Annotated in this window: 24 protein-coding genes and 2 pseudogenes; 18 read left to right on the top strand and 8 right to left on the bottom strand. The window is 59.6% G+C overall.

Annotation, left to right across the window (positions count from 1 at the left end; all coding sequences use genetic code 11):
• Position 1 precedes the first annotated feature (1 nt).
• Positions 2-1,363 carry an MFS transporter gene (locus tag AB4Y81_RS04590; protein ID WP_306878506.1) on the top strand — a complete coding sequence of 454 codons (1,362 nt, stop codon included), beginning with the start codon at positions 2-4 and terminating at the stop codon, positions 1,361-1,363.
• A 75-nt stretch (positions 1,364-1,438) separates the two neighbouring features.
• On the opposite strand, the gene AB4Y81_RS04585 is transcribed toward AB4Y81_RS04590, so the two are convergent.
• Positions 1,439-1,972 carry a hypothetical protein gene (locus AB4Y81_RS04585; RefSeq protein ID WP_039243426.1) on the bottom strand — a complete coding sequence of 178 codons (534 nt, stop codon included), beginning with the start codon at positions 1,970-1,972 and terminating at the stop codon, positions 1,439-1,441.
• 189 nt (positions 1,973-2,161) lie between these two features.
• On the opposite strand from AB4Y81_RS04585, the gene AB4Y81_RS04580 reads away from it, so the two are divergent.
• On the top strand, positions 2,162-3,061 hold the full coding sequence (locus AB4Y81_RS04580; protein ID WP_229778685.1) for a PaaX family transcriptional regulator: 900 nt from the start codon (positions 2,162-2,164) through the stop codon (positions 3,059-3,061).
• Positions 3,062-3,078: 17 nt separating this feature from the next.
• Here the strand turns inward: AB4Y81_RS04580 and AB4Y81_RS04575 are convergent, their stop codons facing one another.
• The 3 genes and pseudogenes from AB4Y81_RS04575 to AB4Y81_RS04565 all read right to left on the bottom strand — a co-directional run bounded on the left by AB4Y81_RS04575 (position 3,079) and on the right by AB4Y81_RS04565 (position 6,375).
• On the bottom strand, positions 3,079-3,855 hold the full coding sequence (locus AB4Y81_RS04575) for a VOC family protein (RefSeq protein WP_079582919.1): 777 nt from the start codon (positions 3,853-3,855) through the stop codon (positions 3,079-3,081).
• Positions 3,856-3,965: 110 nt separating this feature from the next.
• Positions 3,966-5,551, bottom strand: a pseudogene (locus AB4Y81_RS04570) (phytoene desaturase family protein).
• 182 nt (positions 5,552-5,733) lie between these two features.
• Positions 5,734-6,375, bottom strand: a complete 642-nt coding sequence (locus tag AB4Y81_RS04565) for an NADPH-dependent F420 reductase (RefSeq protein WP_064723800.1) — start codon at positions 6,373-6,375, stop codon at positions 5,734-5,736.
• 114 nt (positions 6,376-6,489) lie between these two features.
• Here AB4Y81_RS04565 and AB4Y81_RS04560 point away from each other — a divergent pair, with 114 nt between their 5' ends.
• On the top strand, positions 6,490-6,771 hold the full coding sequence (locus AB4Y81_RS04560; RefSeq protein ID WP_413306553.1) for a hypothetical protein: 282 nt from the start codon (positions 6,490-6,492) through the stop codon (positions 6,769-6,771).
• The gene (locus tag AB4Y81_RS04555) at positions 6,761-7,444 is read left to right on the top strand and encodes an HAD family hydrolase (protein WP_441995430.1); all 684 of its coding nucleotides are present in this window, start codon (positions 6,761-6,763) and stop codon (positions 7,442-7,444) included. The genes AB4Y81_RS04560 and AB4Y81_RS04555 overlap by 11 nt, the downstream gene beginning before the upstream one ends.
• On the opposite strand, the gene AB4Y81_RS04550 is transcribed toward AB4Y81_RS04555, so the two are convergent.
• Both AB4Y81_RS04550 and AB4Y81_RS04545 read right to left on the bottom strand, forming a co-directional pair.
• Positions 7,441-7,860: a hypothetical protein gene (locus tag AB4Y81_RS04550; protein WP_441995429.1), complete on the bottom strand. Its 420-nt coding sequence runs from the start codon at positions 7,858-7,860 to the stop codon at positions 7,441-7,443. The two genes, AB4Y81_RS04555 and AB4Y81_RS04550, sit on opposite strands and share 4 nt — an antisense overlap.
• 685 nt (positions 7,861-8,545) lie before the next feature.
• Positions 8,546-8,875: a hypothetical protein gene (locus AB4Y81_RS04545; RefSeq protein ID WP_231375303.1), complete on the bottom strand. Its 330-nt coding sequence runs from the start codon at positions 8,873-8,875 to the stop codon at positions 8,546-8,548.
• Positions 8,876-9,431: 556 nt separating this feature from the next.
• Here AB4Y81_RS04545 and AB4Y81_RS04540 point away from each other — a divergent pair.
• The 12 genes and pseudogenes from AB4Y81_RS04540 to AB4Y81_RS04485 form a co-directional block, all read left to right on the top strand.
• On the top strand, positions 9,432-9,848 hold the full coding sequence (locus tag AB4Y81_RS04540) for a DUF7878 domain-containing protein (RefSeq protein ID WP_441995428.1): 417 nt from the start codon (positions 9,432-9,434) through the stop codon (positions 9,846-9,848).
• 166 nt (positions 9,849-10,014) lie between these two features.
• Positions 10,015-10,842 carry a PIN domain-containing protein gene (locus AB4Y81_RS04535; RefSeq protein WP_441995427.1) on the top strand — a complete coding sequence of 276 codons (828 nt, stop codon included), beginning with the start codon at positions 10,015-10,017 and terminating at the stop codon, positions 10,840-10,842.
• Positions 10,839-11,495, top strand: coding sequence for a hypothetical protein (locus AB4Y81_RS04530; protein ID WP_441995426.1), 657 nt, complete (start codon positions 10,839-10,841; stop codon positions 11,493-11,495). The genes AB4Y81_RS04535 and AB4Y81_RS04530 overlap by 4 nt, the downstream gene beginning before the upstream one ends.
• Before the next feature lie 801 nt (positions 11,496-12,296).
• Entirely contained in the window at positions 12,297-13,046 is a 750-nt protein-coding gene (locus AB4Y81_RS04525) for a hypothetical protein (RefSeq protein WP_416430432.1), read from the top strand.
• Entirely contained in the window at positions 13,036-13,308 is a 273-nt protein-coding gene (locus tag AB4Y81_RS04520) for a PqqD family protein (RefSeq protein WP_018780241.1), read from the top strand. The genes AB4Y81_RS04525 and AB4Y81_RS04520 overlap by 11 nt, the downstream gene beginning before the upstream one ends.
• The gene (locus tag AB4Y81_RS04515) at positions 13,292-14,020 is read left to right on the top strand and encodes an HAD family hydrolase (protein WP_196802808.1); all 729 of its coding nucleotides are present in this window, start codon (positions 13,292-13,294) and stop codon (positions 14,018-14,020) included. The genes AB4Y81_RS04520 and AB4Y81_RS04515 overlap by 17 nt, the downstream gene beginning before the upstream one ends.
• Entirely contained in the window at positions 14,008-15,279 is a 1,272-nt protein-coding gene (locus tag AB4Y81_RS04510) for an MFS transporter (RefSeq protein WP_441995425.1), read from the top strand. Before AB4Y81_RS04515 ends, AB4Y81_RS04510 begins: the two co-directional genes overlap by 13 nt.
• Entirely contained in the window at positions 15,266-16,201 is a 936-nt protein-coding gene (locus tag AB4Y81_RS04505; protein WP_416430430.1) for a hypothetical protein, read from the top strand. Before AB4Y81_RS04510 ends, AB4Y81_RS04505 begins: the two co-directional genes overlap by 14 nt.
• Positions 16,194-16,790, top strand: coding sequence for an NUDIX domain-containing protein (locus tag AB4Y81_RS04500; protein WP_018780245.1), 597 nt, complete (start codon positions 16,194-16,196; stop codon positions 16,788-16,790). The genes AB4Y81_RS04505 and AB4Y81_RS04500 overlap by 8 nt, the downstream gene beginning before the upstream one ends.
• 44 nt (positions 16,791-16,834) lie before the next feature.
• Positions 16,835-17,551: a phytanoyl-CoA dioxygenase family protein gene (locus tag AB4Y81_RS04495; protein WP_018780246.1), complete on the top strand. Its 717-nt coding sequence runs from the start codon at positions 16,835-16,837 to the stop codon at positions 17,549-17,551.
• Between the two features lie 73 nt (positions 17,552-17,624).
• A complete protein-coding gene (locus AB4Y81_RS04490) occupies positions 17,625-18,275 on the top strand; it encodes a hypothetical protein (protein ID WP_441995424.1) in 651 nt (216 codons plus the stop codon).
• Positions 18,202-18,678: pseudogene (locus AB4Y81_RS04485) on the top strand (AAA family ATPase); the annotation flags it as partial. The gene AB4Y81_RS04490 and the pseudogene AB4Y81_RS04485, both read left to right, overlap by 74 nt.
• Before the next feature lie 38 nt (positions 18,679-18,716).
• On the opposite strand, the gene AB4Y81_RS04480 reads toward AB4Y81_RS04485, so the two are convergent.
• Positions 18,717-19,202 carry a DUF6602 domain-containing protein gene (locus AB4Y81_RS04480; protein WP_441995530.1) on the bottom strand — a complete coding sequence of 162 codons (486 nt, stop codon included), beginning with the start codon at positions 19,200-19,202 and terminating at the stop codon, positions 18,717-18,719.
• 852 nt (positions 19,203-20,054) lie between these two features.
• Here AB4Y81_RS04480 and AB4Y81_RS04475 point away from each other — a divergent pair.
• Positions 20,055-20,666, top strand: a complete 612-nt coding sequence (locus tag AB4Y81_RS04475) for an HNH endonuclease signature motif containing protein (RefSeq protein WP_231375306.1) — start codon at positions 20,055-20,057, stop codon at positions 20,664-20,666.
• A gap of 4 nt (positions 20,667-20,670) precedes the next feature.
• Positions 20,671-21,366, top strand: coding sequence for a hypothetical protein (locus AB4Y81_RS04470; RefSeq protein WP_155846021.1), 696 nt, complete (start codon positions 20,671-20,673; stop codon positions 21,364-21,366).
• A 175-nt stretch (positions 21,367-21,541) separates the two neighbouring features.
• Here the strand turns inward: AB4Y81_RS04470 and AB4Y81_RS04465 are convergent, their stop codons facing one another.
• On the bottom strand, positions 21,542-21,964 hold the full coding sequence (locus AB4Y81_RS04465; protein WP_018780251.1) for a hypothetical protein: 423 nt from the start codon (positions 21,962-21,964) through the stop codon (positions 21,542-21,544).
• Positions 21,965-22,331 lie beyond the last annotated feature (367 nt).

The raw sequence follows: 22,331 nt of genomic DNA, 5'->3' as shown, positions 1-22,331 counted from the left end.
CGTGGCTACCGCACCGGTCAACGACTGGAACGTGCCTAAGAAGACCACCGGCCTGGTGTTGTTCTGCTGCTGGCTCGCGATCCTCGCCGAAGGCTATGACGTCGGCGTCCTCGGCGCTGTCCTTCCCGCGCTTGCGGAGTACAAGGAATGGAACCTGTCGCCGCTTGCCCTGGGCGGCCTGGGGTCATATGCCTTGATCGGCATGCTTATTGGTGCCCTGTTCATCGGCACGCTCAGCGACCTCGTAGGCCGCAAGAAGATGCTCCTGGCATCCATGGTGATCTTCACGATCACCCAAGCCGGCGCGGCCTGGGCACCTACCCCCGAACTGTTCGGGCTGTTCAGGCTTATCGGCGGTCTCGGCATGGGTGGTGTCATCCCGGTGGCGGCTGCACTGACCATCGAGTACTCAGCCCCGAACAAGCGGTCATTCAACTATGGCCTCATGTACTCCGGCTATTCCCTGGGCATTGTTGCAGCTGCCCTGGCTGCATTGTTTGTCCTGCCCCTGGGTGGCTGGCGTGCCGTGATTGCCATTGGAGCGGCACCGATTGTCCTGCTCCCGGTCATCTGGAAATTCCTGCCCGAATCGCTGGAATACCTGGAGACAAAGGGCCGCCGTTCCGAGGCGAAGGCCTTGGCCGCTACTCTTCAGATCGCCGACTACCGGCCTGTTGTCCCGGCGGCCCCGGTTGCCAATGGCGGGCCCGCGGATCCTTGGTGGAAGACCATCACCACCATGTTCTCCAGGAAGTACCTGCGCTCCACGGTGTTCTTCTGGATCTCGCTGTTCTGCGGCCTGGTGCTGGTGTACGGGCTGAATACCTGGTTGCCGAGCATCATGAAGAAGGCCGGCTACGACCTCGGCTCGTCCCTGACGTTCCTGTTGGTCTTCAGCCTCGCCTCTGCCATCGGTGGCCTGCTCCTTGGCCGCGCGGCTGACAAGTACGGCAAGAAGCTCATCCTGGTGGTGTTCTACATCCTGGGCGGCCTGGGCATCATGCTGCTGGTCTTCCCTAACACCATGGTGGTGAACTTGCTGTTCGTGGCGTTCGCCGGCGTCGGTTCGATCTCGACGTCGCTGGTCCTCACCGGCTACATTGCCGACTACTACCCTGCCAAGGTCCGTGGAACAGCCACGGGCTGGGCTTTGAGCTTCGCCCGGCTGGGTGCCATTTCCGGGCCCCTGATCGGTGGCTGGATTGCAGGCTCCAAGTTGCCTTTCGAGGCGAATTTCGCGATCTTTGCCGGCATCGCGGTCTTGGCGGCCGGGGCGGTGGCGATGATTCCCAAGCCGCAGCCTGAGGTGCCGGTCGCCGCCGTCGATGTCGATCCCGACGACGTCACCGTCAGCGCCGTCTAGGAAGCAGCCCCGCGAGGTGGCAGTTAATGACAATTGGGAACCCCGGGACTGTCATTAACTGCCATCCCGACGTGGTTAGCGCAGGCCCTTCAGGATGTTCTTGGGGCGCTGCATCTCTCCGTGCTTGGCACCGAGAATGATGACCCAGGCAGCGAAGGCGGGAATGGCCCACTGAAGGGCCTTAAGCTGGGTCTGTGCCGACTTCAGCTCATCGGAGGCACCTGCGCGCGGTTCCGTGGCTCCTTCGGCGCCTTCGCCGGAGAGCTCGTCAACCTTCTTGCCCACGATGCCTGCGTAAAGTGTCACCGCAGCTCCGGCCAGGGTCACCACAGTCTTGTAGACGGTGTTGGCGGCCACGTTGTCCTGCTTGGCGATGCGCCCCTTGTTCTCCCAGGCGATGGCGAGGTCGGAGGCGAGGTGGCCCGCGAAGGCCGCGGTCTGGATCGGAGCCCATTTGCCCCAGCCCTTGCTGGACAAGCGGGTGCGCTCGGTGGGGTCCTTGGCTTCTGCGGCGGCTCCGTTGAGCCCGATGGCCCCCATCAATGAGCCGCCGAACCATGCCGCAGCGGTGAGGTCGTGGATGGAACGGGCTACAAGATTTCCTGCCATGATGTGCTTCCTATCGTTGATGCGGAAAGTACCTGATGTGGCTGCTTGATCCTGTTGCGGAGTTCAAGTGTTCCTCCATAGTAAGCATCCTTACTATGGGCTTGCCAGTTCGTGGCCTTTCGTTGAGCAGGCGGCGGCGCTCCCACACCTATGATGAAGTGGACTGGCGCCTGAACATTTGGCGCGGAAATGAGGATGTTTTCGATGTTCGCCGTCCCGGCACCCCCGGTGCGCCACCAGCAACTCCTCGTCACGATCTTTGGCCTCTACGGCCGGAACGCGGGCGACGCCTTGCCGGTCTCAGCACTGATTTCCATGCTGGGTTCCCTGGGATATGACGCTCCGGGAGTGCGTTCTTCCGTGTCCAGGCTCAAGGCCAAGGGCGTGCTCAAGAGCGTGCGTGAAGGTGGCATCGCCAAGTACAAGATTTCCGAGTCCGTCAGCGATGTGTTCCGTGAGGGCGACCGGAGGATCTTCGCCCCTGAGCAGGCCGCCCCCGTGGACAAATGGGTACTGGCCGTGTTTTCAGTGCCGGAGTCCATGCGCAACCGCCGGCACCAGCTGCGCTCCGCACTGCTGGGGCTTGGCTTTGGATCCGTAGCCAACGGTGTGTGGATCGCACCGGCGGGCAAGCTTGAGCAGGCCAGGGAGCGGCTGACAAGCAGTGGCTTGATCGAATTCGTGGACCTTTTCCGCAGCGACTACGTGTTTGACGGCCCCATGCGTCCGAAGATCGCCGAATGGTGGGACCTGAACGAACTCGACCAGCAATTCACCGAGTTCCTGGAACTCTATGAGGGGGCCGAAGAGCAGTGGACGCGGCGGGTTGGAGATGATCCCGAGGCCGCGTTGGCCGGTTCCACCGAGGAGTTGCGGCGCGAAGCCTTCCGTTACTACATCCCCATGCTCACCTTGTGGCGTAAGTTTCCGTACAAGGACCCGAACCTGCCCGCGGACTACCTGCCGCCGGAGTGGCATGGGCCCGCTGTCCGCAGGACCTTCCAAGCCGTTCACCGCTTGGCGGCGCCGCTTGCCGCAGCGCACGCACACGAGGTGATCTCGGAGGCGTTGGATCCCGCCGCCGCCTGATCGTGCAGCCGGACCGCTTAGTTGTTCGTCCGGGGCGCGTCGATGATGCCGAAGGTTTCACCTTGCGGGGCCCGCACGATGGCCGTGCGTCCCAAAGGGCTTTCCGCGGCCGGTCGGATGAGTGTGGCGCCGAGCTCCACCGCCTTCAGCGCGGTGGCTTGGACGTGGTCGCTGGCGAACCACGTCATCCAACGGTCGGGCAAAGAGGCCTCGGCATCGTGGAACACTCCGCCGACTTCCCTGCCGTCCAGGGGCCTGCAGATGGTGGAGTACACGTAGCCGTCGTCGTGGATTTCCTGGAAACTGACGTCGAAGACGTCCGTGTAGAAGGACCGCGCCGCCTCCTTGTCGCGGGTGTGGAGTTCGTTCCAGCACAGCGCACCGTGTTCATTGACGCGTTCAGCCCCGATGTGGTTCCCGGCCTGCCAGATCCCAAACACCGAACCGAGACTGTCTGAAGCCAGGGCCATCCGGCCGGAGTCCATCACATTGAAAGGCGGCGCGATCAGTTGACCGCCGCTGCCCACGATTCTGCCGGCCGTCTGGTCAACGTCATCTGACGCCAGGTACGTAGTCCACGAGGACGGCGCGTCCTTGTCCTGTTGAGGGCCGATTCCAGCCACCGCGCGGCCCCGGAGTTCCGCCAGGACGTAACCCTCGGACTCCGGGCCGCCGGAAGCGAAGGTCCACCCAAACAGATCCGCGTAGAAGGCCTTGGCCGCGTCCAGGTCATCCACTCCCAAATCCACCCACATGGGCGTCGCGGCGGGCCAAGCGGAGATTTTGGTGGACATGGGGCTCCTTGGTGTAGGGCTGCGCTGAGTGGTGCAGCTGCCTCCCCGGAAGCCCTATGCGCCGAGCATCCGAAGAGGCAGCCACCCATAAAGTGCAGTCACGGCCCGGTTCATGACACGGTTTCGTCCTGCAAATCCTCCAGGACCGCCATGGCGGCGTTGTGCCCGCCCAGTCCACTGACTCCGCCCCCGCGGCGGGCACCTGCCCCGCAAAGGAAGATGTTCGGGTACCCCGTTGCGACGCCCCACCGTTCAGCCGGGGAAGCCCGGGGCTCGTCGTCCTCCAGGAAGGGCCACTGCAGCTTGCCGTGGAAGATATTGCCCCCCGACATGTTCAGGGCATGTTCAAGGTCAAGGGTGGTCTTGGCCTCGACGCACGGGTTTCCGTCGGCGTCCGTGAGCAGGAGGTCCTCGATGGGTTCGGCCAGGACCGAGTTGAGCGATTCGAGGACGGCGGCCTGGAGCTTGGCACGCATCACGTGGTTGTTTTCTTCCGTCACCAGCCGGTCGGGGGTGTGCAGCCCGAACACCGTCAATGTTTGCGCTCCGGCGGCTGCAAGCTCCCCGGAAAGGATGCTCGGATCAGTCAAGGAGTGGCAGTAGATCTCACAGGGGAGTGGGCTGGGTATCTGCCCGTCGGTGGCCGCACGGTGCGCGTCGGCAAGCTGTTGGTACCGCTCGTTGATGTGGAAGGTCCCGCCGAAGGCGGCTTCGGGAGTGACCGTGGCATCCCGGAGCTTCGGAAGGCGCTTCAGGAGCAGGTTCACCTTGATCTGCGCCCCTTCGGGCCGGGCGACCTCCTGCGGTGACGGTGCTCCCAGAAGGTCCTGCAGGACCCATGGCGAAACGTTGGCGAGGATACGCCTGCCCTGGACCACGTGTTCGCTGCCGTCGCGCCGGAACCGGACTTCGCCGTCGTCGGAAATGGCTGTTACCTCCGCCGACGGCAGCAGCGCCGCCCCGGCCTCCCGGGCCGCCCGCTCGAGTTCGCGGGAAACGGACCCCATGCCGCCCAAGGGAATGTCCCACAAGCCGGTCCCGTTGCCGATCACGTGATAGAGGAAGCATCGGTTGGCATCCATGGAGGGGTCGTCGAGCGAAGTGAAGGTGCCGATCAGGGCGTCGGTGGAAACCATGCCCCGGACCAGATCGTGGGTGAGGCGCTCTGTGATGACCTGGTCCAGCGGATTCTCGATGAAGGAGTTCCACAGCTTGTCGTCAGCCACGAGGGCCCGGGCTTCCGATCGGCTGGGCAGTGGTTCGCAAACGGTGGGGAACAAGGCTTGCGCGAGCTTGCCGGTGTCGGCGTAGAAGCCTTCCAGCGCGTCAAAGTCAGCTCCCGCACCCACATTTTCGAAGGATTCCCGGCTGGCGTGGGAGTCGCTGCCATCGATGAGGAGGCCTTTTTCGGGGTTTTCCGGGTCCGGTGTGTAGGAGGAGTACCTGCGGCGGGCCAGCGCTATGTCCAAGTTCAGCTCCTGGATAATCCGCTGGGGAAGCAGGCTGACCAGATAGGAGTAGCGCGAGAGGCGGGCATCGACGCCCTTGAAGGCGGCCGCTGAAACAGCCGCGCCGCCGAAGTGGTCGTCCCGCTCCAGGACGGCTACGCTCTTGCCCGCCCGAGCCAGGTACGCGGCCGCTGTGAGTCATTGTGGCCGCCGCCAACAATGACTGTGTCGTAAAGGGTCTTTTCCATAGGGCGAGACTAGACGGCGGGGGCTGTTGCTTACGGATACTGCTTCGAATGGTAAGAGGAACTTGGCCTTAGCTTGGATGCTGCCGTGATGAGCACCACCTCCGCGCGGTGATGCCCGACTGTTCCACGACGTGCGACGGCGGACAGGCGTAAGCCGCCCGTCCGCCGTCGTGCGCTGTGGTTCAGTTGGTGCGGTTCGCCTTGGCGAGGTTCTCCCGAAGTTCATCCGCGTTCTGCCGGATGACATAGGCGGGACGGTCGCGCTCGACCCGCCAGCTGTCTGCAAGGGGCCCGATGTTGACGGTGTCGAAACCGAATTCGTCGTAAAGCCTGGTGACGAGCTCCGCTGCTTCCGGGAAGTCGCTGGCGGTTGCCAGGGCACGACGGTTCGGCGTCCCCGCGGGAGTGCCGTCCGTCGTGATGTCCTTGGCGAAGATGTGGTTGAAGCCCTTTGCCACCTTCGAGGTGGGGAGGTGCTTCTGGAGCAGGCCGGACGTGGTTGCTTCACCGTTGTCCAGCTCCGGAATGCGTCCGTCGCGCTCCCAGTAGTAGTTGTTCGTGTCGATAACCACCTTGCCTTCGAGCGGCTGGGCGGGAACGTCCCGGTAGTTCTTCAGGGGAACGGTCACGACGGCGAAATCGCCTGCCGCTGCTGCTTCGGCCGCCGTCGCGGCCCGGGCGCGCGGCCCCAGCTCCGCGACGAGGTCGCCGAGCGTCTCGGGTCCGCGTGAGTTGCTGATCACGACGTCGTAGCCGAGTTCGACCGCCTTGCGTGCGACCTGGCTGCCAATGTGTCCTGCACCGATAATTCCGATTGTTGTCATATCCACGCCAACAAGAAGTTGCAGGCGCCTATTTCCAGCGTTACGGATTATTTCCAAGGGCTTATACTAAGTAGTCTTACTAAGCTGTTTTTCATCGAAAACGAGGAGGTAGCGATGGCCGGCCGTTTGGAACTGGTGGAAACGCCCGATGGGGGATATCGGATTTTGATGGTGGATGGCGGGGATTGCCTGATGGGTTTGTCCAAGCGGTTTTCCACGGTGGATGACGCCGTTGAAGGGGTGGCTGCGATCCGGGAAGTGGCCGGCACCGGCCTGCTGCAAACCGGCTCTGCGGAGCGGTACGCCGTATTGATGTTGGAAGAGCCCGTGATTGATTCCGCGCTCGCCGCCCAGGGGACGCCGACACAAGCGAAGGTGGTCAGCTGTGGCAACTGAGGCGACGTCAAATAAGCGCGGTGTCCTGTTCGACGTGGACGGCACCCTGATTGATTCGAGCTACTTCCACACTATGGCGTGGTGGCAGGCGTTCCGGCGGGAAGGGTTGGACGTCGAAATGTCGGCCATCCACCGGCGCGTCGGCATGGGAGGCGACCGGCTCATTCAGAGCTTGGTGCCGGAGCCCTCGGAGGACTTGCGGGAAAACCTCAAGTCCTCGCACAGTGCGGTTTTTTCCACCTTCTGGCCCGCGCTGCGGACCTTCGAATCGGCCCGGGATCTCCTGGCCGCCTGTTCGGAAGCCGGGCTGGCGGTCGGATTGGCGTCCTCGGCGCAGGATCGCGACCTTGAGGTCAGCCGCAGGCTCCTCGACGCCGGATCCTCCATTGATGCGTGGACGAGTTCCAATGACGCGAAGGAGAGCAAGCCCGCGCCCGACATCCTGGAGGCGTGCTTGGAGAAGCTCCACCTGGAACCACAGGACGTGGTTTTCGTGGGCGACGCTGTCTGGGACGTAAAGGCCGGCTCTGCCATTGGCGTCCCGGTGATCGCGCTGACCTGCGGCGGAATCAGCGAGGCCGAATTGCGCGACGCAGGTGCCGCGGAAGTCTATGACAATCCGCGGCACCTGCTCGAAAACCTCGAAGGCAGCCTTATCGGGAAGCTGGCCTAGCTTTCCCGGCTGATTCCCTTGTCCCGGCCGCGCCGGTTCCGCAGGGTCCAAATGATTAGCGCGATGATGATGACGGCGGCAACGCCCGCCAGCACCCACGGCACGGCGTTGGTGCGGGTCTGCTCCTGGGGTTCGGATTCTCCCGTGCCGGGGTTGGCTGGTCCGCTTCCTGCGGGGTTAGGTGTGCCGGGCGCACCCGAGGATGGCCCGGGGTTGGTGGGTGTCTGCGTTGACGGGCCCGAGGGGTTGCTTGCATCCGGCGAGGGCGTTGCCGTGGTGGCGGCTACGCTGCCCTGCGCGTGGACGGTGGTTGCGGCTGCCGCCGGGGTTGCGGCGTGTGCTGCGGCGGTGGTGGATGCCATCGACCCGGCAAAAAGGGCCAAGGCGGCTGTAGTTATGGCTAACTTACGAAGCATCGGTATCTCCTGAGTAGGGGGCGTGTCCTCAAATCCTCATACTCGTAAGCATACTGACTAAATCCTTGCAGGTGGGTAGTCCTGCGGGTGCCGCTTCGGGAGTTCGCCCGCGAGATCCTCAACGTCGATAGCTTCGTCGATCTTGGGAACAGTTTTGAGGAAACCGGCACTGATTACGCTGACCAAGCGCTCAGAGCCCCAATGAGGCAGCGCCTTGATCACGCTGGGTGAACTATTTTCCGGTCGACGCCTGAGGCGGACACTGTGGTGTCTCGAAAAACAAATGCTTCCTGAGGCAGTGCTGCACAGCTACCGCCAGTGATCCAGATACTGAGGAAATTCGCGCGCTACGGGGGTCTCATTTAGTCGTCTCGTCGTGAAGCGTCTCAGTATTGTCGGGGGAGGGGGTTTCCGAGCGAGTGAACGTAAGGGGATCCTTCACCGGGACATCGCTTTGGTGGAACCGTGCAAGTCCTGTTAATCGCTCCGTGGTGGCGGTCCGGGGTCGCTAGGTGTTGCAGCCGCGTCTGTAACCGATGCTCAACCGCGATCCTTACTGGGTCCCGCAAAGAGTGCCGGATTACCACGTCGGGAGGATGCGTAAGTGTGCATCAAAAACTCGACTGCGAATGCGCTGCCTACGCGGGTGGGTGTGACCGATTTTGACAGGTAATTGCTATGGGGCTCAGCTGTAGTTGGTGGCCATGCTTACCAGGCTCAGGCCAATGGTTATCACGATCGGCGCGATGGAACTGCCAGGTACTACCTTGCGGACGACCACGGTCCTCCCGATGACGTAGATGGTTGAGAGAAATCCCCAGGCCCAATGAAAGGGGCGCACGACGCCGACGCGTTTGAGTCTGCGCCAGTCCAAGTGGGCCATCACGACATTGGCCGCGTACACGGGCAGTCCGACACCGCCAACGATGAGATCGCCAAGGCTGAGCTCGAGGTCGGGATCAGTGAGCTGGGCTCCGTCGGGTCCGATGGCGTAGCCATGAAAAGACTTCACCACGATGTCCAGAATGAGCAGCAGCGCAGGTAGCCACAGCAGCGCCCAAAGAAAAGGGGTAGATATGGGCGTTCTTGGCGGCAGGAGGGGCCTGTCTTTCGATCCTTCTGCGGGCAAGTCGGAGAATTGCCCCGTCCATGCGGCACCGTCCCACCATTGAAGCCTCATCGTTCCTGCTGGGTCCGCGTACCAGCCAGGTGACGCGGCCACGTGGTTTGGTGGCTGACTAATGGTTCTTCCTCCGCGAATATTTTGACGGTCTCTCCCTGGACGATACCCGAGGCATCCGCCAGCAACTCCACGAGACTGTCCACGGACTGTTTCATGACGGCGACCAAGGCCCTGCGCGCAAGAGGAGCGTGGATTAGTCGCCTCGCCGTTAAGTGTCTCAGCCAACGCGGGGAGGGTTTCTGAGCCAGACCGAGGTCTGTTTCCTGAGGATGTCCGGTAAAGGATCCTTCACCGGGCGATAGAAAGGCCCGGAATTGTTGTGCGGTGAATTCTCGGACGTCTACTGTGCGAGTGAATCGCGGGCAGAGCACGGAGGTTTGGTGATGAGATGGCAACTATGAGACTTTCCTACGCGAACTTAGATTCTGACAACATCGGAGGAACGAGCCAAGCTGACTACTTGGTCGGTCTTGATGCCGATCTCACTGTCTCGGAAGGGCCTGCGCTACTCTTTCGAGAGCCAGYCTTTCCCGTAGTCGAACTCGCTCGCAGCTTGTTTCTCTGGCTCAACGACGCGAACCGAGGTGACTTCATGTTTGACTCGATGTCCTTTGAAGAAGTTGGCGCGGTTTCACTGACACGTGGGTCGTCAGGCTGGGTGGTGGGGTCAGTATTCAGCCCCGATATGGTCAGCAACCCACTCGATTGGGCGGAAGTTGAGAGCAGCTGCAGAGAGTTCCTCAGTCAAATCGAATTCGACCTCTTATCGCTGGGGCTCGACCCTGGTGAGGTGATTCTTCGTTGAGTCAGCTTCCTCTCCGTACTCGAGGGCATGCACGGTAAGGGATCCCTTACCGTCCGCCCGCGTTTGCGCGAGCTGGGTGGCCCCCTTCTCCATTTTCTGGACGACTCTGTCACAAGCTTTCCTCTTCGAACAGGGAGGAAAGATGTACTTACGAGATACTGTCCCTGTGACTTGGGAATACTTGAAGACTGGGCAAACGGCCGATAGCGCTTTGGTCATTCTTAGGAGCCTCCTTAAAGCCCTTGCGGAGGTTGAGAGATCCCTAGAAGGCGACCCGGTGTTGGCCGCCACTCGATACTTGAGGTGGGTCGAGCGGGCCGAAAACGACTTACGTTTGGTGTACGCCCGGGGGGTCCTGGCTAGGGATCTGTACACAGCCCGGTATTGGCAGATCAGGGCAATTGACGATCAGTCCGACTCGCCCCATGGGCTGATACGCGGGGAACTGCTGGGGCAACATCGTCATGTATTCGAACTGACTCAGCAGCTGGAGCGTTACCGAAGCATGCTCGCCACAGAAGAAAACCAGCGGCTGCTCCTATGCGACACGAACGTATTCATTCAGGGCATGATGTTTGATCAGCTGTCTTGGAAAATGCACTTTACGGAAAGCGAGTTGTGCGTCGTTTTTCCACTTGTCATTATCGACGAACTTGATTCCTTGAAGGACCGTGGCGGAACGCCTGGGCGCGTGGCGGGAAGGGTCTTACGGAAAATAGACGGACTGCTTGAGCAAGCGGATCCCTTCGCCCGGGTGCGGAGGCCGGGTGCCACGGTTTCATTGCAACTCATCGACGAACCCTTTGGCTACGTCCGGTTTCCAGGCAATGATGATGAGATTGTGCGCCAAGCAGGCTATTTCGCTTCCATGAGTGGAAATGGGCTAACTCTCGTGAGCAGGGACAGAGGCATGAGGATCCGTGCAGCTGCCGCCGGTGTCCGGGCGATGGCCCTCCCACCGGAATTTGAAAGGACAAGGGAAGACGAACAATGACAGAACCTGATCCGAGCTTGGAATACCCGGTCAGCAGGGTCCCGAAGGATCCGAGCGATATGAGAAACCTTCTCGCGACCAAGCCGCCGATGTGGGAGTACTTGCTCTTTGCGGCCTCACTTTACGAGGGCAAGAAGAGGGTTGAACCAAAATGGCGGGACTACCATCTTGGGCTGGTGACGGCACAAGGGATCGCTGTCGCTGAAATGGAAGTGATAGACGTACTCCAAGAGTCTCTTTCTAGGTTGGAAGCCATTGTCGGGAACCTTGACCGGCTGATGACCAAGGAGGCGCAACTGGCGGCCTTTGGTGCACCTGGAGAACCCGGAGACGGTGATTTCATCAAGCATTTGGCAGGCCGAGTGATCGACATGTACGAGGGGCTCATAGACTGGGCGACGAAGATAAGGTCCACGAGGTTTCCTGATCACGCGAAGCACATGGCCGAACTCGCAGCTGACTATGCAGCTCAACCGATTGCAGAGGCGCGGCGTTTCATTGATGACGTCGTAAAGGACCTGGAACGGGTTATGGACAGGCTGGTATCCGGGGAACGATCGGACACCATAACGCTTGAAATGCCCATCGTTTTCGTCATACCGGAGCCAGTTCTGAAGGCGTATAAGGACGGCTTGAAGCAGATCGTACGCTGACTTATCGTCTCTGAATGAGATGTTAGAAGAGCAACCGAACGCGAGTAGAGGTACCGGAGGGGCTTGGTTTAGGCGTCCCAAAGGGCAAAAGCGTGCGGGCGCTTACGTCCTGCAGACCTGTTTAAGTTCGATTGTAGCCGATCTTCATTCCAGTCACGCCATCATTGTTGCAGTTATCCCCCCATCATCGTGCATGTCATCGTGCGGGTCTTACGTGCATGCCTCGTTCTAATGACCGGACAGCCGTTGTCAGTTTTCGAAGTCCTCTGCACGAATGATCGAAGTGCCATGCGCAGGCCTCCGTCCGAGATTGAACCCGTTCAATTGGGGATCCCTTCACCGAGGCGCCAGGCAGCTCCGAAGGCCGTGGCAGGCGAACGCCACACATCCAACTGTATGGCGCATGAAGTGGTCGTGGCTGCCGACTCGGAGGTGGCCCCACGGTCGAACTTATGGGGCCGACAGACGATCACGACTCCGACACCCGCCTGGAGTGCCGTCTCTTCGCGGTGACGGCGCCGCCGGACGCTGATTGCTTCTGCGCGGAAAGGGTCGCCTCACACTGCTCAGTTTACTTATTAATGCGCCCCAAGTACTTGACTTTTTAATACTAAATCCATTTGATATAGTCCACTTTTCCGGCGTAGGACTCGTCGGATCAGACGTTGGGAGGAGGAAAAAATGCCGTACTCAAAGCCGGTTAAGGTAAAGGCCAAGCCGATCAAGAGCATCCAGAAATTCCTTTAGCAGAACGGGAAGACGCGGGCTCTGTCCCGCGTCTTCCCACCGAATGGACAGCATATGAAACTTCCCCCCAGATTCTCTGAGCTCATCAATCGTCTCGGTAGCCAGGACCTCTCTTATCTCTCTGGATCGATAGCGGAGGGTACTGGCCATGCCCATAGTGATGTGGATTTGTACGTCATCGCCGGACTGACTGATGAATCCCTCGAGGCTGATGGTCTCAATACCTCGACTACTTATCACGAGGCGCCGGTCCCGATCCTGATTGAGCACTTTGAGGGTCAACGGTGGGATCTTGAATATTGGTCAAAGGCTGCTGCTGATGCTGTCATCACGAAGCTCGAGTCCGACTTCACTTCCGGTCGTAAATCAATCAGTCATGGGGACGCGGAGTTCCTGTGCCGTGTCGTTAACGGGCAGCCTTTGACGAACCCGTGGGGGCACGAACAATTAAGGGAACGTGTTCTTCGTGCTGGTCTTCGGCAGGTCCTGATGAGGCGCTTCGCCTACTCGGCGGAGGTCCGGTTGGAAGATGCCGCAGGACTCTTCAAATCGGGAAGCACTCGTGAAGCGGCCTTACAGATCAGAGATGCATTTGGGTTCGTGGTTGATTTTGAGCTTGCCCGTAACCATGACTTTTCACTCAGTGCCAAACGCCGGTTGTTGCGCTTGGAGAGGACTGAATCCGCAGTCTTTACCGCCGAAGACTATTGGCAGGCCGAATGTATCCAAGCCGATGAGGATCTAGGCGGTTGGTGCCGAAAGACGACCCTGCGGCTGAGAAGGGTGTTGGCTAATGTCGAGTGATCAGATTGTCAGTCCGGATCTCAACTGCCGGTGGCGTGTTACTGAGGATGGCTACATCGTCGAGTTCAATGGCGAGCAGTGGCAGTTGGAAGATGTAGCGGCAGCTGTTTGGTCGCACATCCTTGAAGGGGCCACCCTTGGCGAGACCATCAGCGCCCTGGTTGCACGATACGACGCCCCTGCCGAGGACATCGAGGCAGACGTACGGGAATTTGTCCGGGAGCTCTCCGCTGATGGCCTGGTACATGAAGAACCTACCTAGAAACTCGCGGCCGTTTCAGCTTGTCACTTTCGACCTCTTCGACACGATCTTCCGTCTTGCCGACCCGGGCCAGGGGCATGCTCGGCGGAAGGAGAAGCTTCGTGCTTTGCTGTCGGACTTCGGCGTCGGTTCCTACAGCATTGCAACTGTGGATGCCGCCTACCGTGCCGCGGAGAAACGAGCCGTCAAGAGGATTACTGACACCGGGTTGCAACCCCGAACCGAGCGCTTTTTCGAAGATATCGTCGAATTCGTCGGCGGATCCTGCACGCCCGAAATCACGAGCGCCGGAGCAGCAGAACTGCAGAAGGTCTCAGTGGATGAAGACTTCGAGTTTGCCGATCGAATCATCGAGCACATTTCAAGGCTTGCGGCGGCCGGCATCGAACTCGGAATCGTCAGCAACAACTTCTTCCATGAACCGAACATATTGCTTGAGAAATTGCAGAGCAAGAACGTGCTGGGGCATTTCACCCCTGAAGCCATCGCCTTCTCTTCAGTTGAAGGCATTGCCAAACCCAACCCTCTGATTTTTTCAAGAGTCTGCACGCGCATGAACGTAGCCCCGTCGCAGGTGCTCCACATCGGGGATTCGGCCCATACCGATTACGAGGGTGCGAAGACCGCAGGCATCAAATGTGTACTTGTTGCACCTTGGAGCAAAGGTGTAGCTGATTCAGAGCTAAGCGAGGCGTTCTCATGGATAAGTTGAAGGAAGTTGAGTCAGCTCCGACCGCGCCACTCCACCGGAATCCGCGCTTCCTGGCGCTCTGGAGTGCCCTGTCGCTGACGGCCCTTGGAAGTGCCGCGGCGCCCATCGCGCTGGCATCGATCGCGCTTCAAGCCACGGGCTCTCCTGCGCTTGTCGGCCTTGCTTTGGCCGCCAGAGTCGTTCCAGTGCTCCTCTTTACCCTTTTGGGCGGAGCCTGGGGAGACAGATATTCAAAGTCCACGATCCTGTCGGTCTGCGATGCAGTGAACTTTGTCGCCCAAGCGACCTTTGGCCTGGGGTTGTTGCTAGGCGCAAAGGACACCAACCTCATTGCACTCATAGTTGCTACGCAGCTAACAGGGGGAATGGCAAGTGCCATGTTCTCGCCGTCCATGCGTGGAATGATCCCGGAACTCGTCGATAAGGATCGACGCGTCCAAGCCAACAGTCTTATCAGCGCGAGCAACGCAAGCGCCATGGTGGCAGGCCCGATTCTTGGAGGAATGCTCACCCTCTTTTTGGCCCCGCACGCAGTGATTCTTGGCAACGCTGCGCTCTTTGGAGTCAGCAGCCTCCTGCTGCTATCCATAAGGGCCAAGCGAAGAGAGCCATCCACCGAAAGCAAGCCATCGATCCTGGCCGAGATCGCAGCGGCTTTCCAAGTAGTCAAGACCACACCATGGCTGAAATGGGGCATAGTCCTGGATTCAGGATTCGGCCCATTGTTTTCAGCGCCCATCCTTGTCCTTGGCCCAAGCCTGTTCGGCGTAGGCACGGGCGGTGAAGGCCTTTGGGGCGTACTCCTGGCGGCATGGGCGGTCGGGCTGCTTTCAGGATCTTGGCTTGCAGCAAAGTATTCCCCCATCAACCCGCTCCGGGCCGGGTCCTACATGCTGATGGCCCTACCCCTGGCCCTCGCAGCGCTGGCCTTGGGCACGAATGCAGTGCTCAGTATCACGATGATCGCCGTCAGTGGCTTGGCCAGCGCTTTCTATGACATCCACTGGTCTACAGCTATCCAGGACCATGTGGATCCCGACATGCGATCCCGGGTATTTGCCTTCAACTGGCTCGGCGTCTCCCTCCTCACGCCCATAGGTTATGCCCTCTCCGGAACCCTCAGCGCAAACACAGGAATCCAGCCGCTCCTCCTTGGCGCTGGCTGTGCTCTCGCAGCACTGGTCGGTTGGCGCCTATTCCACCCCGCGTTGAGTATCCCCGTCTCAGTCGGAGGGGGGCCATCCCATGTCAGGGACTAACATCCGCCAAGTCCTCGGCGTCAACGTGGATCTCCGGGGGAGCGTTCCAGCCCCGGACAGTAAATGGTTCAACGTCTTCCAAACCGAACCCACAGAGATAAGCGCGAAAGCAACCGTCGTTCGGACGGCCGAAGAGCCACATTGGACTTGGGACGCCTCCGAACACCACCTGTACTGCAACTACGGTGCAGCCAAAGTGTCGAAAGAACCAGGGCCGGCTTATCCCGCTCTGATCTTCGCCGCGGAAATGGCCAGACAGCACTCGGGATATTTTTCCATCCACAGTAGTTGCGTCCAGTCCGCCGCCGGCGGGCTGCTGCTCACGGGCGGGAGCGGTGCCGGTAAGACATCCCTCGCGCTGGAACTCTGCCGGTCAAAGGGCTGGCAATTTATCTCTGCCGACAGGACTTCACTGACTTCCCGAGACGGGGCCCTGATAACTGATGGCGTGTGGCCCTACTTCCGGCTGAGAGCCCACTCATTCGCCAAGCTCTCCCGCGGGTTTGCAAACGCTGAAAGAAACAGAATCAGTTCATGGCAAACCAGCGACTCATCTTCCTGGGACAGGAAGCTCCTCGTCCATCATTCTGAACTGGGACTCCAACCATGCGCACGCGCCGTGCCCATAACGGCCACCTACGACGTCAAAGTTATTCAGGACCACCCACTGGAAATCCATCCCTACACAGAGCGTGACAGGACATTCTTCTTCGCTGGAGCACTCTCCGACAACTCAAGCGGACGGTTCGCCATGAGCGACGTCGAAGGAAAGCTCCTAGGAACACCTTTCGCGCACACATCAGCTGCCATTCGCCACCACCAGGCAGGACTTGTCCATGCCGTAAGCAGGATCCCTCTATACAAAATCCGAGGGAGCCTCAACGCGATCGTCGAGCACTTGGAAAAGGAACACAATGCCTGAACCGGAAACCTGGTCAAAGACCGGCGCCGCCCGCGCCTACAACGGATTCGTCAAAATTGACCGGGCAACCTTCCAGGAACCCGGAGGGACAATCTCCGAGTGGGACATCATCACCGGCCCAGACTCGGCCGCCGTGCTGGCGTTTACACCTGAGGCAAGCCACGTAGTCCTGTTCGAACAATTTCGTGTAGGACCTGAGCGGTCACTTCTGGAACTGCCCGGAGGATATCTCTCTCCCAACGAATCCCCCGAAACGGCAGCAACACGGGAGTTACTCGAGGAAACCGGATACCAGGCGGGTTCAACGTACTACGCCGGAGCAGAATGGTGGGCCGCGAACTCCACCAGGCGCAAGCACATCAGTATCGCCGCGGACGCTTCACCAACCTCTAACCCCAGCTGGGACGTCTCGGAAATGGGAAACATCCAGCTGCTCCCAAGCCAAGAGCTGCTGCACTTCCTGCTCAGCGGCAACCTCACCGATGCAGGTCTGGCCTGTCGTGCGCTCCTGTCCTTCACACAGGCCCGCCAAAGCGATCCAGAGCTGAAGGAGCTTCAGGACGCGCTACGAACTCTCCTGACTTACTAAACGCGATCATCACCGACACAACCTGCAACAACGAAAGGACCATCATGCGTCTTACCCCTGCCCAAGTGCACCTTTTCCGGCAGAACGGCTACCTCAAACTTGAAAACGCGCTCTCCCCAGAGACCGTCGCTGACCTCCGGCTCAGCGTCAAAGAAGAATTTTCGAAGGAAGAAACAAGCGGTGATAAGACTTCGTTCAAGCTCTACGGCTTCTTCGACCGTTCAGAACCCTTCAGGAAACTCGTCCGCAGCCAAGCCCTCACAGAACCACTCTCAGACCTCCTCGGCCCCAACGTTGTCTTCGTGAAAAACCGCCACAACCACGCAAGCATCAACGACAAAGGCCGGGTAGAACCACGCTTTCACCGCGACATCCTGCACTGGTCAAGGGGCCTGGTCACAGCCATCGCCTACTTGGAAGATGCCCGCCCCGACAACGGCTGCACCTACGTGATCCCGGGATCTCACAATCTTCCCTTTGTAGGTGTCACCCAAATCGATCCTCCAGGTGGTGGAACGTGGCTCGACGAACACAAGATCTTTGACGGCGTTGAGGAGCAAGCTGTGCCCGTCACCATCGGGGCCGGCGGCATACTCCTCTTCGACGCCACACTCTTTCATTCCGTTGGCGACAACAACTCTGATGAGTCGCGGATCAGTCTGACCATGGGGTACCGCAGCTCAGACGAACTGGACGACGCCCCTGCCCACACACAGGTCCAGGTCCTTGGCGAACACACCTACCGCGGCAATGACCGGTAAAGGGACAACTCCGCTCGTAATCATGGCCGCAGGACACGGCACCCGAAGCGGACTGGCCTCTCACCAACACAAAATGCTCCAACATATCGGTGGGAGGACCATACTGGCGCGCATCGTGGAAGCCGCCAGGAACTCCGCTGCCGTCGGAGAAATCATCCTGGACATGAATAGCAAGAGCCGTGAAGCCGCTGAAAAAGCGGCCGAGACACTAGGCCCTGCAGGCCAGCTCCACTTTTCGGAGCCACGAGGGTACCTGGCTGATTTCATCCGGTGGGGACAGAAACTCAACGGCGAAGCATTCATTGTAGACGCCGACGTTTACACCGCTGTCGAGCAGATGGAACACTTCTTCGACTACCCCTACTCCAGCTCTCCCGGGGCACCCGCTCTCGCCCACACGTCGGTCAACGAGTCCAACCGGGAAGATCCGCGGTCTGCGTGGGTGCGGGTCAGTCCGGGCGGGTCACTGCTTAACCATGCCCGCGGAGAACCACACAGGACGGGCCACTGCACCATCGGGCTATGGAAAACCTCACCAACATTCATCGACTTCTTGTCCAAAAGCCACGACAACGGCCTCACCAGCATCACGGCTGGTGTCGACAATTATCTCGGCCAAGGGCAACAGATGCTCTCACCCCTTGTGGAGGGTGCTGTCAACGTTAACGCGCCAAGGGACCTGGACGCAGCGTGTGCCCTCTCCTCTGAAAGCCTCGTGTCCTAGAGTGGTTTGCGTTGTCATCACAGGCCCATCAGGAACAGGCAAGACAACCTTCGCCCAAATACTGGCCACATCCACCGGATGGCCGGTGGTCTCAAAGGACCAGATCAAGGAGGAGTACTTCGCACTCGGCGATTGCCCCTCAAGAGAGGTCTCAAAAGAGATTGGGCACAAAGCCTTGGCAACAATCGCCAGACACATCCAGGAGGCAAGCGTCTCAGGCGCTCACCTCATCGTCGAAGGCAACCTCCGTACGTCCTGGCTGGAAGAAACCTGCCGTGTGCCAAGTTCGTCCACTCAGAGGTTTGTCCAAGTACAACTCTCGGCTTCCGGCGAAATACTCACGTCGCGGATCCTCGCCAGAGCCAACTCCGGAGCCCGCCACCCCTGCCACTTCGATGCTGAGGCACTCCGCGAGAACGCAGACGAACTCGCCGAGGGAAGCTACCGTGACGCGCGCATCCCGGGTCCAGTAGTGCACTTGGACACAACAGAGATGAACGATGCCGCGATGGAAGAAGAGGCACAACGAGTGGAAAGGACCGCATACCTTCTATCAACCCCAGCCCGGGCCGGATGATGGGGTCCACGTCCCTGATAGGGCTTCCTGTTGGTGCTCAACTTTTGGTGCTTTCGGACCTTCTTTGAAATATCTGCAACCTCATCCTGCGTCAAAGTTGTCTTGACTTCGATGCAGAGCAGAACAGACTCAACTGGAAACATCTTCTCCTCCGTTTGAGCGAAGAGAGTCGGGTGGACGGTGTTTGACAGCACTAACGTGTCCATTTGAGCGGAGGCAGTCCCCATGGAGTCGATAATCTCCCCAGTAGCAACCCTCACAGAGGGAGGGAGCACCTTAGCGAGAAGCAACTGAACTGAGTTTTCATTGGCGTCCCCCTTCTCACCCTGATGCTGAATAAGGCCGGCCATGTCCTGCGACTCGATGCTTAAGCGCCTTGAAACGGCATTCCAGTATTTCTGTACAGCCGGAGATGCAGGCCCGGGCTCTGTTGACGTCACCCCCTGATTCTAGGCACTCACTGGCCAGCATGGGCTTAATGGCTCTGCCGCACGAAGTTCCGCCCTGACCTAGCGAACAGCGGGCCCTTACTCCGGAGGTCTCAAAAAACTAATGATTCATGAGACGGCGTTACTTAGCGCTCTCTGGTGGAGCGGCGGCCGTCAAAAGTCCTAAAAGACGGGGATTTCACGCGCAAGGGGAGTCTCGTTTAGTCGCCTCGCCGTGAACTGTCTCAGCAAGAACAGGGGAGAGGGCTTCCGAATCAGAGTATTCAGCGTCCTTAAGGGTGATCCTAACGGACTGGTCTGCTGCACGGATGCCGTCGACCTGACTACGCAACCGAACGACCGTGATCATGGAGTATGAATGAGGTCATGACCAGCAGCTCTCAAGAGACACAAATGAAGATATCCGTCTTCCCTGGGACGAATTTTTGGTGGGCTATCCAGTCGGACAACTTCCAGGATGTATTTCCCGACGGGACGCTATGGGCGCCGCTGCGAGGAAGTTCCGGACAGCGGGTTGCCTCCTGGGACACGGTGCGCAACGTCCGACCTGGGGACCTTGTCCTGCACTATTCCCGTCCGGCCGTCCGCGGTATCAGCCAAGCGGCCACGCTGCCAGCACCGGCTTATCCTCCGCCCCGCGGCTACAAAGAACCTGCGGACACAGAAGGGACACTGGTCCTCACAGATCCTTTATATAAGGTCCATATTCCGTGGAAAGAGGTCCTCGCAATTTTGCCTCCGGGGCAAGGCCCTATGACTACAGCAGGCACGCTGAACAGGGGCTACTTCTATAACTTGGACAGAGAAGGTGCCCTGCAGTTGTTGCAGCAGGCGGGGCTGAAGATCAATGATGACCCCGATGAGGGGCGGGACGAAGCCGCGTCGACCGCCCAATACCTTGGTGGTCCCAGCGACAAGTGGACACTGGGGGCAGCCCGGACAGAACAGCGATTCCTGCGGAACCAGCAGCTGCAGCTTAGGGGCAGTTCCTGCTCGCTCTGCGGACAATCCTTCCCTGAACAGCTTCTGGTCGCCGCCCACATCAAGCCGCGCTCGGCCTGCTCGGAGAAGGAGCGTATGGACACTGCTAACGTGTCTATGCTCGCGTGCCTCTTCGGTTGTGATGCACTGTTCGAGTTCGGCTACATCGTCGTCGGCGAATCGGGTGTTATGCAGGTAGGCAATCCCTTGCCCGAGCAGGTCGGGAACCGGATCGAGGGCCTCGTGGGCCGCAAATGCCGGGCCCATGACGAGCAATCTCGTGGCTATTTTGCATGGCACCTACAGGCCCATTCCGGCAAGCTGATCAATCAGCCGCAAAGGACGTTTGACCCCGGTCCCCTGACAGAGCGTGTCCTACGCTGATCCAATGCGCACACTCGAACCAGGGAACATCACCAACGTCGTCAGGAACTTCCTCCATGTTTCCGAAGGGGTTAAGCCGAGCAAGACCAGTCGCTCACGCAGCTGGGATTATTGCTACAACTACTTTCAGGACCACCCCCAGCCAACGCAGGACCTGGAGAGAAGCTGCCTCCAGCTTGGCTACTACCTTGCCAGCTGGGGCATGTTGCGCGGATCGACTTACCTGTTCGCCGAAACGAACATGCGCCACTATGCCAAAGCCATCCAGGTAATTGAGGACCTCAACCCAACGATGCGTGAGATCGACGCGGACAGTTACCTTAACCCACTGGCCCGAGCGCAGATCATCGGTGCGTACGATGCCCTCCGCAAGGCACTTGTGCCAGATGGCGTCGCTCACGTGACTCTCGTGGGCAAGGTGATGCTCGGCGTCTGGGGGTGTCTCCCCTCCTTTGACACGTACTTCCGGCGGGGCTTCGGGAAGATGGCCGAAAGAAGAGGGGAAAAGACCGCCTTCTGCAGGGTCAACGACCTTTCTCTCAGTCTCTTGGGAGAGTTCATGGGCCGCCACCATAATGAGATCGCCAGCCTCGCCGTGGAGTACAAAACGCTCGACTTCGGTGGCGAGTTTACGGCGCGCTGTCTGCCATTCGCCAAGGTCATCGACATGTACGGGTTCCAGCGAGGCTACGCCGCCTGACATCAGTTCGGCCGAAGCGGTACCAAACCCACTCTCGTTGGTCGGAGTGAGCTGCCAGAAGCTTTCCCTGGGTGATCTCTAGGTGCGTGACCTATGACAGCCGGAGCGCTGCCGATGGTCAAATAATGTTCCACATCTGCGCCAGCAGTCTTCTGAAGCTAAGACCGGGAGGCCCTTAGGCGGGCACTGTGTTCAGCATCCTCTGGAGCGTGGCTCGAGTCTTTGCCAGGGCGGCATTGTGGGCTGCCTGGTCGTTCTGGGTTCCAAGAAGCTCCGATAACAGGCCCTTAGCCCCGGAGGGTCCTTGTTCGTGAATTGCCTTGGCCAAGTATGTCACGCGCCGTTTGCGGATATCGTCCTCGTCCGCAGCTCCTGCTGGGAGGTGGACTCGCCCTTCTGCAAGTTCCAATGGAACTTTACCGACGAGGGCAATCAGTCCGGCACGGAGCTTTGCCCTCGTAGGGGAGGGGAGCTTGGAAAGAATGTTATTTTGCGTTTCAACTATGGACCGGGCACCCCGACGGATCCACGCAAACAGCTCCACCCTCGACCCGTACGGACCAACTGGAGCTGAGGCGTACTCCGTCAAAATCTGCATGGCCACGTCCTAGGTGACACTGTTATCTTGGCATCTGCCCACTTCCAAGCTATCTCTGAGTTAGATAGGCACAGATTGTGCTCTGTCTAGAACCGGTTTCTTGTTGGGTTGCCTGCCCTGATCCACTCGACGCTGGCAAGCCAGTCCCGTCGAATTTTACGATCTGCTGGCTGTCCGTCATCCGCTAGGGCGATGTCAACGTCAGCGCTCCCGCTCTTTGAGGGGACTCAGCTGGTGACGATGATTCGCGGGTTCGAGGGAAGCGTCCGGATTTGATCCATTCGATACTTTCGACCCAGTCCTCCCAAGCGGCGGAGTCGAAGGGGCGTCCGTCGCTCGTCAGGCCAGTGTCTCCCAACAGAGTTAT

The sequence above is a fragment of the Paenarthrobacter sp. TAF1 genome (genome assembly GCF_052113825.1).
Taxonomy (GTDB): Bacteria; Actinomycetota; Actinomycetes; order Actinomycetales; family Micrococcaceae; genus Arthrobacter; species Arthrobacter nicotinovorans.
This window is presented reverse-complemented; position numbering and strand designations above follow the sequence as displayed.